The 11,380-nt window shown below is 70.6% G+C and carries 15 protein-coding genes; 8 read left to right on the top strand and 7 right to left on the bottom strand.

From position 1 onward, the window contains the following. Positions 1–20: 20 nt before the first annotated feature. Both IE307_RS32195 and IE307_RS32190 read right to left on the bottom strand, forming a co-directional pair. Positions 21–788, bottom strand: coding sequence for a class I SAM-dependent methyltransferase (locus IE307_RS32195; protein WP_191303174.1), 768 nt, complete (start codon positions 786–788; stop codon positions 21–23). A 7-nt stretch (positions 789–795) separates the two neighbouring features. Beyond that, positions 796–1,728, bottom strand: coding sequence for a carbohydrate kinase family protein (locus IE307_RS32190; protein ID WP_191303351.1), 933 nt, complete (start codon positions 1,726–1,728; stop codon positions 796–798). Between the two features lie 156 nt (positions 1,729–1,884). On the opposite strand from IE307_RS32190, the gene IE307_RS32185 reads away from it, so the two are divergent. Continuing rightward, entirely contained in the window at positions 1,885–2,058 is a 174-nt protein-coding gene (locus tag IE307_RS32185; RefSeq protein ID WP_191303374.1) for a hypothetical protein, read from the top strand. A gap of 122 nt (positions 2,059–2,180) precedes the next feature. On the opposite strand, the gene IE307_RS32180 is transcribed toward IE307_RS32185, so the two are convergent. After that, on the bottom strand, positions 2,181–2,552 hold the full coding sequence (locus tag IE307_RS32180) for a HesB/IscA family protein (protein ID WP_191303173.1): 372 nt from the start codon (positions 2,550–2,552) through the stop codon (positions 2,181–2,183). Between the two features lie 207 nt (positions 2,553–2,759). Further along, positions 2,760–3,794 carry a glycerate kinase family protein gene (locus IE307_RS32175; RefSeq protein ID WP_191303172.1) on the bottom strand — a complete coding sequence of 345 codons (1,035 nt, stop codon included), beginning with the start codon at positions 3,792–3,794 and terminating at the stop codon, positions 2,760–2,762. Between the two features lie 42 nt (positions 3,795–3,836). On the opposite strand from IE307_RS32175, the gene IE307_RS32170 reads away from it, so the two are divergent. From IE307_RS32170 to IE307_RS32160, 3 genes are read left to right on the top strand one after another with little or no spacing between them, the layout of a single operon-like run. Next, entirely contained in the window at positions 3,837–4,463 is a 627-nt protein-coding gene (locus IE307_RS32170) for a DUF3043 domain-containing protein (RefSeq protein WP_191303171.1), read from the top strand. A 2-nt stretch (positions 4,464–4,465) separates the two neighbouring features. Further along, complete coding sequence (locus IE307_RS32165; protein WP_191303170.1) at positions 4,466–5,110, top strand: class I SAM-dependent methyltransferase; 645 nt, start codon at positions 4,466–4,468, stop codon at positions 5,108–5,110. 31 nt (positions 5,111–5,141) lie between these two features. After that, the gene (locus tag IE307_RS32160) at positions 5,142–6,128 is read left to right on the top strand and encodes an aldo/keto reductase family protein (protein ID WP_191303169.1); all 987 of its coding nucleotides are present in this window, start codon (positions 5,142–5,144) and stop codon (positions 6,126–6,128) included. A gap of 16 nt (positions 6,129–6,144) precedes the next feature. On the opposite strand, the gene IE307_RS32155 is transcribed toward IE307_RS32160, so the two are convergent. Continuing rightward, on the bottom strand, positions 6,145–6,345 hold the full coding sequence (locus IE307_RS32155) for a hypothetical protein (protein ID WP_191303168.1): 201 nt from the start codon (positions 6,343–6,345) through the stop codon (positions 6,145–6,147). Positions 6,346–6,361: 16 nt separating this feature from the next. Here IE307_RS32155 and IE307_RS32150 point away from each other — a divergent pair, with 16 nt between their 5' ends. The 3 genes from IE307_RS32150 to cobS are packed head-to-tail and all read left to right on the top strand — an operon-like array spanning position 6,362 to position 8,716. After that, complete coding sequence (locus IE307_RS32150; RefSeq protein ID WP_191303167.1) at positions 6,362–6,901, top strand: bifunctional adenosylcobinamide kinase/adenosylcobinamide-phosphate guanylyltransferase; 540 nt, start codon at positions 6,362–6,364, stop codon at positions 6,899–6,901. 10 nt (positions 6,902–6,911) lie between these two features. Beyond that, positions 6,912–8,018, top strand: coding sequence for a nicotinate-nucleotide--dimethylbenzimidazole phosphoribosyltransferase (gene cobT / locus IE307_RS32145; RefSeq protein WP_191303166.1), 1,107 nt, complete (start codon positions 6,912–6,914; stop codon positions 8,016–8,018). Then, entirely contained in the window at positions 8,015–8,716 is a 702-nt protein-coding gene (cobS, locus tag IE307_RS32140) for an adenosylcobinamide-GDP ribazoletransferase (RefSeq protein ID WP_191303165.1), read from the top strand. The genes cobT and cobS overlap by 4 nt, the downstream gene beginning before the upstream one ends. On the opposite strand, the gene IE307_RS32135 is transcribed toward cobS, so the two are convergent. Beyond that, the gene (locus IE307_RS32135) at positions 8,713–9,804 is read right to left on the bottom strand and encodes a branched-chain amino acid aminotransferase (RefSeq protein WP_191303164.1); all 1,092 of its coding nucleotides are present in this window, start codon (positions 9,802–9,804) and stop codon (positions 8,713–8,715) included. The genes cobS and IE307_RS32135 overlap by 4 nt on opposite strands. Before the next feature lie 92 nt (positions 9,805–9,896). Here IE307_RS32135 and IE307_RS32130 point away from each other — a divergent pair, with 92 nt between their 5' ends. Next, positions 9,897–10,166, top strand: a complete 270-nt coding sequence (locus IE307_RS32130) for a hypothetical protein (protein ID WP_191303163.1) — start codon at positions 9,897–9,899, stop codon at positions 10,164–10,166. On the opposite strand, the gene IE307_RS32125 is transcribed toward IE307_RS32130, so the two are convergent. Continuing rightward, positions 10,105–11,352, bottom strand: coding sequence for an APC family permease (locus IE307_RS32125; RefSeq protein ID WP_191303162.1), 1,248 nt, complete (start codon positions 11,350–11,352; stop codon positions 10,105–10,107). The two genes, IE307_RS32130 and IE307_RS32125, sit on opposite strands and share 62 nt — an antisense overlap. Between the last annotated feature and the right edge of the window lie 28 nt (positions 11,353–11,380).

Here is an 11,380-nt window from a genome sequence, read left to right as displayed (position 1 = left end):
TTCGGAGGGGCCCTTTCACGTCATCGACGGCCTTGCGCGCTGCACATCGCGTACGAGCTGACGACGGTCTCCGGGTCCGCCATCAGCTCCAGGTAGCGGTCGAACTCGGCGTCGGTGAGCGGGAGCTTCGCGCGCACCAGGCGCGCGGTCGCGGCGAGCAGCCGGCAGCCCGCGGACCCGCCCTCCCACTCCCGCACCTCGCGGGAGCCGCTGACGTCGTGCAGACCGGCGTCGAGCAACGCCCTCTCGATGCGCGCGCCCCACGCCAGTTCGGCGCCCGCCTGGTCGAGCAACGTCAGCAGGGCGTTCTTCACCCGCATGATCAGCTTCACGTCGTCGGGACCGGGAGCCGCGAGGACGTCGAGCGGGAGGCAGTCGAACTCGTCGAGCACGAGCCAGCCGCCGGGGCGCAACGAGTCGCGCAGCTTGCGCAGCACGGCTTCGCGGGCGGGCAGGTGGAAGAGCACCAGGCGGGCGTGGACGAGGTCGAACGCGTTGCCGGGCAGGATGTTCGACACGACGTCGTGTTCGAGGACGGTGACGTTGTCCCGTTCCTCGAGGCGCGCCACGTCGATGTCGGTGACCGTCACGTGGCCGGACGGGGCGACGACGTCGGCGAGCCAGTTCGCCACCGATCCCCCGCCACCTCCGACTTCCAGGCAGCGCCAGCCGTCCGCCACACCCAGCTGCTCGACGCGGGCGAAGGTGCCCGCGTCGAGCAGGGAGCTCAGCGCGTCGAACTTAGGATCGAGCGACTCACCGGCGTCGCCGAACAGGTACGTCCCCATTGTCCGATCATGGCAGGACGGGGGCGATCTCCTCAGCCGCTTGTGCACCGAACGCGCCACGAATGCGGGCGAGCGCCGCCTCGCGCTCGATCACCCACTCCTGCGTGCCGACGGTCTCGAGCACCTCGACGGCGATGAACGAACCCAGCTGAGCAGCGCGTTCGATGCTCAGGCCCGCGGTGATGCCGGCCAGGAAGCCCGCGCGGAAGCCGTCGCCGACACCGGTCGGGTCGGTCTTCGCGACCTCGGGGACGGCCGGCACGTGCAGCGAGAAACCGTCGCGGTCGACGATCTCGACGCCCTTGGCGCCGAGGGTGGTGACGCGCTTGCCGACGCGGGCGAGGACGTCGGCCTCGGTCCAGCCGGTCTTCTGCAGCAGCAGTTCCCACTCGTAGTCGTTGCTGAACAGGTACTCGGCGCCCTCGACGAACGCGCGCGCCTGCTCACCGTCCATGCGGGCGAGCTGCTGCGACGGGTCGACGGCGAACTTGTAGCCGCGCTGACGGCACTCCTCGGCGTGCCGGAGCATGGCCGCGGGGTCGTCCGGGCTGATGACGACGAGCTCGAGGTTCTCGACGCGACCGGCGATCGGCGCGAGCTCGATGTTGCGCGACTCGGCCATCGCGCCCGCGTAGAACGAGGCGATCTGACACATGTCGTCGTCCGTGGTGCAGACGAACCGCGCGGTGTGCGCGACCTCGGACACGTACACGCCGGACGTGTCGACGCCGTGCCGCTCGAGCCACGAGCGGTAGTCGTCGAAGTCCTTGCCGACGGCGCCGACGAGCACCGGCCTGATCCCGAGCACGCCGAGACCGAACGCGATGTTCGCGCCGATGCCACCGCGGCGGACCACCAGGTCGTCGACCAGGAAGCTCAGCGACACTCTGTCGAGACGCTCCGCGACCAGCTGGTCCGCGAAACGACCCGGGAAGTGCATGAGATGGTCGGTCGCGATGCTGCCGCACACGGCTAGGGGCACGTCGGCTCCTCTTTTCTTGTTGCGCTACGTGACAACTCACCCGGACGAGTACCGCGTGAAGACTACTGTTTGGTAGGGCTACCGCAGGTCAGACCGCCGTCATACGGTCGGCACGTGACGATCCCAGAGGCGACCACGATGAGTGAACTGATCGAGGACTGCGCGCAGCTCCCCTTCGCTCTGACCCACCCCGAGCACCCCCTCCCCGTCCCGCGCGCGGCCGCGCCGTGGCAGGTCGACGAGCGGTGCGCCCACCAGGTCGAAGGCCTCGCCGAGTACGGCGTCTAGCGTTCGGCCCCACGGTTCGCCTCCGCAGTTCGCCCAGGTCGTACCTGGCAGAACTTCCGGTCCACACACGGAGAGGCCGCGTTCCCGTCGATGCGGGAACGCGGCCTCTCCGCGTGTTCGCCTTAGTGGAACGAGTCGCCGCAGGCGCACGACCCGCCGGCGTTCGGGTTGTCGATCGTGAAGCCCTGCTTCTCGATCGTGTCCACGAAGTCGATGACAGCACCTTCGACGTACGGGGCGCTCATGCGGTCAACGGCGACCTTCATGCCGTTGAAGTCGACCATCGCGTCGCCGTCGAGCGCACGCTCGTCGAAGAACAGCTGGTAGCGAAGGCCGGCACACCCACCGGGCTGGACGGCGATGCGCAGGTGCATGTCGTCGCGGCCCTCCTGGTCGAGCAGCGCCTTGGCCTTGACGGCGGCCGCATCGGTCAGCGTCACGCCGTGGCTGGGCGCCTCGGTGGAGGTCGAAGCGGCATCCTGAGCGGTCGTCATGGCTCTCCTAAGAGGTCCTTTGCGGGCGGTTCACCCATCAACAACACGGGCGTTCCCCGCCTTGTTCCTCTTCCCATGGTCCCACAACGAGGCCTCATGTCGACCTAGGTGTCGACTGTCACGTGGACCACGCCCCGCCTGACCGATATATCAGCGCGATCACCGGCCGGAACGCTGGTGAGACCCTCTAACTCCTCAACGCGCCTCTCATCGCGACCACTGGGTGGCCACGTGCCGGGCCATTGCAACGAGACTTTTGCGGGCGTCCGCAATCGACTTGTGCACAGAGCCCACGTGGTCGGACACCGAGTAGGCCTCCTGCACGCCCGCGGCGCCCATCTCGCGGCGGCCGACGCTGACCTGGCCCGCGACGGCGACGCACGGGATGCCGCGTTCGGCGGCGCCGCCCGCGACGGCGGTGATGAGCTTGCCGCGCAGCGACTGCCAGTCGAAGCTGCCTTCGCCGGTGATGACGAGGTCGGCGTCGTCGAGGGCGGTGTCCAGGCCGGTGAGGTCGCGGACGAGACCCGCGCCCGACGTCACCGTCGCGCCGAGGGAGAGGAGTGCGGCGCCCAGGCCGCCTGCCGCTCCGGCACCCGGTACGTCGGCCACCGGTGTGAGGACGTTCATGGCGGCGAGCTTCGCTTCGAGGCGTTCGACGGCTTCCGGGGACGCGCCCTTCTGCGGGCCGAACGTGCGCGCGGCGCCGTGCGGGCCGAGGAGCGGGTTTTCCACGTCGGAGGCGGCGACCAGCGATAGGTCAGTCAGGTCGACGCCCGCGTCGCGCAGAGCGGCGAGCATGCCGGCGCCGCCGTCGGTCGTGCCGGAGCCGCCGAGACCGACCGTGATGACATCGTTGTCATCCGCCGCTGCCGCGATGAGCTCGCCGACGCCTCGCGTCGTCGCCGTCTCGCAGGACTCCGCGCGGAGCTCCGCCGGGACCAGGTGGAGGCCGCACGCCTCCGCGGACTCGATGTATGCAACCTGTCGACCGCCGGTGTGCACACTGAGCCAGCGGGCCTCGACGGGATCGCCGAGCGGGCCGGTGACGGTGATATACCGGATATCGCCGCCTGCGGACGCGTGCAGGACGTCGACGAAGCCGGGGCCTCCGTCGGCGAGCGGGCGTTGGGTGAGGACGTCGCCGGGCTTGGCCTCGCGCCAGCCGGTGGCGATGGCGTCGGCGGCCTCGCGGGCGGTCAGGGTGCCGCCGAAGCAGTCCGGAGCGATGAGTACGCGCACCTCGCGAAAGGTACAGAAGGACCTCTGTCCTACCCTGGTGCCGTGAGGTTCCTGCGCCGCAACGCCGCCGACACCGAAGCCCCGGTCTCCGACTCGACCGACGAGGCCGCCGAGTCCACCCGCACTGCGGGCAAGGGCCGGCCCACGCCCAAGAGGCGCGAGGCGCAGGGTCGGCGCAGCGGGCCGGTGCCGCCTCCTCCCCGCACGCAGCGCGAGGCGTTCAAGCGCATGCGCGGCAACAAGGTGAGCAAGGAAGAGCGCCGTGCCGCGGCCACCGAGCGCCGTCAGCGCATGATGGCGGGCGAGGACAAGTACCTGCTGCCGCGCGACCGCGGTCCGGTGAAGGCGTACATCCGCGACCTCGTCGACTCGCGCCGCAACCTCATGGGCCTGTTCATGCCGCTCGCGATCCTGGTGTTCGTGGCGCTGCTGACGCCGTCGCTCGCCGTGCAGCGGTACGCGACGCTCGCGACGACGTTCATGCTGATCGCGATGGTCATCGAGGGCATCGTGCTCGGCCGCCTCGTCACGAGGAAGGTGCGGGCGAAGTTCCCGACCGAACCGATCAAGGGCCTGTCGATCGGCTGGTACTCGTTCATCCGCGCGAGCCAGATCCGCAAGCTGCGCGTGCCCAAGCCCCGGGTCGGTCCGGGCGACACGATCAAGTAGCGGTGCGCGAGAAGCCGCGCAAGCTCCAGCTGCCGGAGAAGCTCAGGTGGAACCACAACGCGTGGTACCGCCGGTGGCTGCTCCGGCAGTTGCCGTCTCGGGCCCGTTCCGCGCTCGACGTCGGCTGCGGGCTCGGTGAGCTGGCACGCGAGCTGAAGGCCACCGGGGTCGTGACCGGTGAGGTCACCGCGATCGACGCCAGCGCACGCATGATCGAACGGGCGAGCGCGACGGGCGCCGGGGTCCGCTGGATCCACGGCGACGTGTTCACCCACGACCTCGGGCGCTACGACGTCGTCACCGCGGAGGCGAGCTTGCACCACTTGCCGTTGCGGGAGGGTCTCACCCGGCTCGCCGGGCTCGTCGGGCCGGGCGGCACGCTGGTCGTCGTCGGGCTCTACATGACGGCGACTCCGGCGGACAGGGCGATGGAGGTCGTGACGCTGCCCGCGAACGCGCTCGTCGGGCTCGCGAAGGCCCTGCGCGGCGGCGAGCAGCCGCACGACCCCGAGATGCCGGTCGTGATGCACGCGCCGACGTTGGCCGAGATCCGCGCCGCCGCCCGCGAGATCCTGCCTGGCGCGCGCGTGCGCAGGCGTTTGTTCTGGCGGTATTCCATGGTGTGGCACGCTCCGCAAGTTCTTTAGCAGCACGAACGATCTGGTCTAGGCTGCGAGCATGGAGTTTCGACGTCTGGGCCGTAGCGGCTTGAACATCAGCGCGATCACGTACGGCAACTGGCTGACCCACGGTTCGCAGATCGAGGAGGACGCCGCCACCGCGTGTGTGCGCGCGGCTCTCGACGCGGGCGTGAGCAGCTACGACACCGCCGACGTGTACGCGAACACAGCGGCGGAATCGGTGCTCGGGCGCGCCCTGAAGGGTGAGCGCCGCGAGTCCCTCGAAATCTTCACCAAGGTCTACTGGCCCACCGGGCCGGGCGGCCCCAACGACCGCGGCCTCGGCCGCAAGCACATCATGGAGTCCGCGAACGCGTCGCTGAAGCGGCTCCAGACCGACTACGTCGACCTCTACCAGGCGCACCGGTGGGACGAGACCGTTCCGCTCGAGGAGACGATGACGGCCTTCGCCGACCTCGTCCGCCAGGGCAAGGTGCTCTACCTCGGCGTCTCGGAGTGGACGGCCGAGCAGATCGCGCGGGGCGCCGCCCTCGCCCGCGAGCTCAACGTGCCGCTGGTCTCCCACCAGCCGCAGTACTCGATGCTGTGGCGAGTGATCGAGCCGCAGGTGATCCCCACGTCCGAGCGCGAGGGGATCTCCCAGATCGTCTTCTCGCCGATCGCCCAGGGCGTCCTGACGGGCAAGTACCTGCCGGGCGCCGGGGTTCCGGAGGGGTCGCGGGCGGCCGACGAGCGCGGCTCGAAGATGATCGCCCGGTGGATGCGCGACGACGTCCTCACGGCCGTGCAGAACCTGAAGCCGATCGCCGAGGAGGCCGGTCTGACGCTGGCCCAGCTCGCGGTGGCGTGGGTGCTGCAGAACCCGAACGTCGCCTCCGCGATCATCGGCGCGTCGCGTCCGGAGCAGGTGACGGAGAACGTCAAGGCCGTCGGCGTGAAGCTCGACTCGGAGCTGCTGAAGAAGATCGACTCCGTGCTCGAAGGGCTCGTCACCGACGACCCGAGGCTCACCGCCCAGGGCTGATCCGCCCAGGGCCGTTCTACTCGGCGGGGTGCAGGCTCATCGGGCCGTACACCGCTGTGTCCGACCGCAGCAGCGTGACCTGTTCGACCCCGGCGTCGAGCAGGTCGCGCCACCCGGCGCTGAACCACTCCTCGGCCTCCGCCTGGTCCGCGAACATCACATCCGGGCCCGCGACGTCGCGTCCGTGTGCATCCTGGTAGAGCCAGCGGTATTCCACGGACGAAGGCTAACTCTTGTCACCTCGCACGCTCGTGCTCGGCGGAGCGCGTTCAGGCAAGTCGGCGCATGCGGAAGGACTGCTCGTCGAGCCGGTCGTGACGTACGTCGCCACCGCCCGCCGCTACCCCGACGACCCGGACTGGGACGCGCGCATCGCCCTGCACGTCGAACGGCGCCCGTCCACCTGGCACACGGTCGAGGCTTCCGCGCCGGCCGACCTGCCCGCGTTGCTCACCGCGACGCAGTACGAGGACCCGCCGATCCTGGTGGACGACCTGTCGACGTGGCTCGTCGGCGTCCTCGACGACGCCCAGGCGTGGGAGGGCGACAACCCCGGCTCGGTCACCCCGCAGGTCGACCTGCTCGTGCGTTCGGTCGCCACGTGCCGGGCGCGGCTGGTGCTGGTGACGGCGGAGGTCGGCCTCGGCGTCATTCCGTCGACGCGCTCTGGCAGGCTCTTCCGCGATCACCTCGGTGCGCTCAACGCGCGCGTCGCCGAGGTGTGCGACGAGGTCACCCTGCTCGTCGCCGGCATCCCGTTGAAACTGCGTTAGGAGCGCCCAGGTGAGCACCGAGTTCCCGTCGGTCGTACCGCCGGACGAGACCGTTCTGCGCGAGGCGCAGGCCCGGCACGCGGTGCTGACCAAGCCGGTCGGCTCGCTCGGACGGCTCGAGGAGCTGGGCAACTGGATCGCGGCCTGCCAGGGCGTCGTGCCGCCGAAGCCGTTCGTGCGGCCGCGCGTCGTCGTGTTCGCGGGCGACCACGGCATCACCGCGCAGGGCGTGTCGGCGTTCCCGAGCGAGGTGACCGGCCAGATGGTCGCGAACTTCCTGACCGGCGGCGCCGCGGTCAACGTGCTCGCGCAGGTCGCGGGCGCCACGGTGCGCGTGGTCGACATGGCCGTCGACGCCGACACCCCGGCCGCGGTCAGCCAGCACAAGGTGCGGCGCTCGTCCGGGTCGATCGACCGCGAGGACGCCCTCACCCGTGAGCAGTGCGAACTCGCGATCACGGCCGGACGCGCGATCGCCGACGAAGAGGTCGACGCGGGCGCGGACGTGCTCATCGCCGGCGACATGGGCATCGGCAACACGACGCCCGCCGCCGTGCTGATCGCGTCGCTGACCGGGTCGGAGCCCGTCGCGGTCGTCGGGCGCGGCACCGGCATCGACGACCAGGCGTGGATGCGCAAGACGGCGGCGATCCGAGACGCGTTGCGCCGGGCCCGCCTGCAGATCAGCGACCCGGTGTCGTTGCTGGCCACGGCCGGTGGCGCCGACATCGCCGCGATGGCCGGGTTCCTGGCGCAGGCCGCGGTGCGCAAGACGCCCGTCGTGCTCGACGGTGTCGTCGTCGGTGCGGCCGCCGTCGTCGCCGAGGAGATGGCGCCGGGTGCGCGTGAGTGGTGGGTGGCCGGGCACGAGTCGGCCGAGCCCGCGCACGCGATCGCGCTCGGGCACCTCAACCTGAAGCCGCTGCTCGAGTTCGGGATGCGGCTCGGTGAGGGCTCCGGTGCCGTGGCGGCGCTGCCGTTGCTGGTCTCGGCGGTGAAGGTGCTCGCGGAGATGGCGACGTTCGAGAGCGCCGGCGTGACCAACCGGGAGGACACGGCCCGGGAGGACACGGCCACGTCTCAGGAAACCGCCGTCGAAGAAACCACGGCGGGGTGAAGCTCGCCTTCTCCTGGCTGACGGTCCTGCCGCTGCGCGTCGACGACGTCGACCGCAGGGCGGCGGGGCGGGCCATCGCGTGGACGCCGTTCGTCGGCGTCGTGCTCGGCGCGTTCGTCGTCGGCGTGCTGGAGCTGCTGGCGATATCCGATATATCAGCGCTCGTGGCCGGGTTTCTGGTCGTCGGCGTCGTCGCGCTGTCGACACGCGGTATGCACCTCGACGGACTGGCCGACGTCGCCGACGGGCTCGGGTGTTACGGGCCGCCGGAGCGCGCGCTCGAGATCATGAAGGACGGCGGTGCCGGACCGTTCGGCGTCGTCTCGCTGATCGTGGTGCTGGGGGCGCAGGCGGCCGCGCTCCCCCACGCCCACTGGGGCGTGGTGCTGCTCGCGTTCGCGACGAGCCGGGCGGCGTTCGGGATCTGCTGCCTGCGCGGTGTGCCCGCCGCACGGCCTGAGGGGCTCGGTGCGCTCGTTGCGGGCACACAGCATCCGTTGGTGGTCATCGGCACGTGGGTGGTACTCGCTGTTGCGGCGATTCCGCTCGGGTGGCGCGCGGTTCTCGCCGTCGTCGTCGCGTTCGCGCTCGTGTGGGTGCTGGTGAAGCACACCGGAAAGCGTTTCGGCGGCATCACCGGTGATGTGCTCGGTGCTGCCGCCGAAATCGCGCTTCTCGCCGTGCTGGTGATCGCCTAAGCCTTGAGGGTCGTCATCCAGCCGTGGGTGTCGGCGACGGCGCCGTGCTGGAGGCCGGTCAGGCGCTCGCGCAGCTTCATCGTCACCGAGCCGGTGCCGCCGTCGGCGACGTCGAACTCGCCACCGGCGTGCTTGACGTGGCCGACGGGCGTGATGACCGCCGCCGTGCCACAGGCGAAGACCTCGGTGAGCTCACCGGAGGCGTTGGCCTTCTCCCACTCCTCGGTCGAGATGCGGCGCTCCTCCACGGTCAGGCCGAGGTCGGAGGCCAGCGCCAGCAACGAGTTCCGGGTGATGCCGGGAAGCAGCGTGCCGGTCAGCTCGGGCGTGATCACCTTGTCCCCGAAGACGAAGAACAGGTTCATGCCGCCCATCTCCTCGACCCAGCGGCGTTCCACCGCGTCGAGCCAGACGACCTGGTCGCAGCCCTTCTCGGCGGCCTGCGCCTGCGCCACGAGGGACGCGGCGTAGTTGCCGGCGAACTTGGCCGCGCCGGTGCCACCGGGAGCCGCGCGGACGTACTCGGTCGAGAGCCACACGCTCACGGGGCGGACGCCGCCCGCGAAGTAGGAGCCGGCGGGAGAGGCGATCAGCACGTAGAGGTACTCGGACGCGGGTCGCACGCCGAGGCCCTTCTCCGTGGAGATCATGAACGGCCGCAGGTAGAGGGACTCCTCCGCGGCGGACGGCACCCAGCGGTCGTCGACCGCGAGGATCTGCCGCACGGACTCGAGGAAGAGCTCGTCGGGGAGCTCGGGCATCGCCATGCGGCGGGCCGACGCGCGGAAGCGCTCGGCGTTCGCCTCAGGGCGGAAGGACGCGATCGAACCGTCGGGCTGCCGGTAGGCCTTGAGCCCTTCGAAGATCGCCTGGCCGTAGTGCAGCACCATTGCCGCGGGGTCCAGTGCGAGGGTGGAGTACGGGCCGACTTCAGCGTCGTGCCAGCCCTTCTCGCGGTTCCAGCGGATCGTCACCATGTGGTCGGTGAAGTGCTGCCCGAAGCCCGGCTTGGCAAGTACCTCAGCTACGCGCTCCGGGGTCGCCGGGTGCGGGTGGGAGGTCCGGGTGAAAGGCAACTCGCTCGTCATGTGAGCACGGTAACCCGCAGGTCGGGATACGGAAAATCCACTTCCCAAAACTCGGACGTCCTACTAAGTCACAGTCTATAGAGTCCCCGGACATGACCGAGCCGCAGCAATCTTCCAGGGGTGCCGACGTCCGCACCGTCTTGCAGGCAGCACTGCTCGTCCTGGGCACCGGGATGACCCTTCTGGACGGCTGGGTCATCGGCGGCGTGGGCGGGGTCGTCGGCGCGGTCTTCCTCGCCGTCTTCTTCCTGGCGATCTACTACGGCATCAGCAAGGACAAGCCGGCCACCAACGGCCGCGTCATAGGCCTTGCGGTGTGCGTTGTGGTGACGCTTCTCGTTTTCCTCTCAGCGACGTCCTGACGGACGCCGACAGGCCGATGAGGCCCGTGCCGACGCCCAGTCCCGCGATGGAGATCAGCATCGCGGGCACCGGCAGGCTCATCGCGAGCAGCACCGAGAGGCCCAGGCCGAGGCAGGCCGTGCGCATGGGCCACGTGCGGTCGTTCTGCAGCAGCACGCGCGCCGACGCGTTCGTGAAGGCGTAGTAGAACAACGTCCCGCAGGCCGCCACGCCCAGCGCGAGCCCCAGCGGCATCAGCACGACGGCGAGCGCGGAGGCGCCGGCCACCGCGAGCGACAGCACCGCGGGCTTGAGGCGGGTCGGCAGGTCACCGTCCTCGGCCAGGCCGGTCAGCGTGCGGTGCGCGGACACGAGGACGAAGTGCAGCGCGGCCACACCCGCCACCGCCGCGGCGATCTGCACGAGCGGCACCAGCGCCGCCGCGTCGGCCGCGACCAGCGCGTCCCGCAGCGGGGCCGGCGACAACGCGAGGCGCGCGCTGCCGAGCTGACGGAGCACACCGGCGCCCACGGCCAGGAAGACGGCGAACGACAGCCCGATCAGCACCGGGATCGCGATCTTGAGCACGGCCGGGGAGTGCGGCCGCTCGCCGCGGTGCGGGGCGGTGATGCGTTCGAAGCCCGTGAAGGCCATGAACATCAGACCGGCGACGCCGACGAGCTCGTTGACCGTTCCGGCCTCCCCCACCGACGGCACGGGCGCGATCGAGAAGCTCGACGCGACGACCAGCGCCAGCACGCCGAGGACCACCACCGACACCAGCGCGCTGACGCCCGCGGTGAAGCGGAACCCGGCGGCGCCCAGCAACGTCGTCGTGACGACGAGGGCGAGCGCGCCGACCACCGGCCGGTCCGGCACCAGGTACGCGCCGAACATCAACGCCACTGCCGCCGCCATGGCGGCGCGGCCCAGCAGGTGTGCGCTCGCCGTCATCCGTGCGGGCCACACACCGAGCTGCGCACGTACGTATCCGTAACCGCCGCCGATGTCGGGGTAGGCCCGCGACTGGTCGGCGGTGGAGAAGGCGGAGCACAGGGCGGCGAGCGCGGAGATGGCCAGCGCCGGGAGCACCCACCAGCCCGCAAGGCTTGCGGCTGGGGCGAATCCGGCGAAAACCCCCGCACCGAGCACTGCGGGAAGACCGAGCGCGACCGTCGTGACGATCTCACGAGGCTTGTGGGTCACGGGTACACGTTCTCAGATGGGGCATCCG

Origin of the sequence: Lentzea cavernae, assembly GCF_014653695.1 — a bacterium.
Lineage (GTDB): Bacteria > Actinomycetota > Actinomycetes > Mycobacteriales > Pseudonocardiaceae > Lentzea > Lentzea cavernae.
Note: the sequence above shows the minus strand (reverse complement) of the source record. Positions and strands in the feature narration are given on the sequence as shown.

Coding starts and splice junctions, on each gene's coding strand:
- IE307_RS32195 (WP_191303174.1), bottom strand. CDS start 788: ATGGGGACGTACCTGTTCGGCGACGCCGGTGAGTCGCTCGATCCTAAG.
- IE307_RS32190 (WP_191303351.1), bottom strand. CDS start 1,728: ATGCACTTCCCGGGTCGTTTCGCGGACCAGCTGGTCGCGGAGCGTCTC.
- IE307_RS32180 (WP_191303173.1), bottom strand. CDS start 2,552: ATGACGACCGCTCAGGATGCCGCTTCGACCTCCACCGAGGCGCCCAGC.
- IE307_RS32160 (WP_191303169.1), top strand. CDS start 5,142: ATGGAGTTTCGACGTCTGGGCCGTAGCGGCTTGAACATCAGCGCGATC.
- IE307_RS32135 (WP_191303164.1), bottom strand. CDS start 9,804: ATGACGAGCGAGTTGCCTTTCACCCGGACCTCCCACCCGCACCCGGCG.
- IE307_RS32130 (WP_191303163.1), top strand. CDS start 9,897: ATGACCGAGCCGCAGCAATCTTCCAGGGGTGCCGACGTCCGCACCGTC.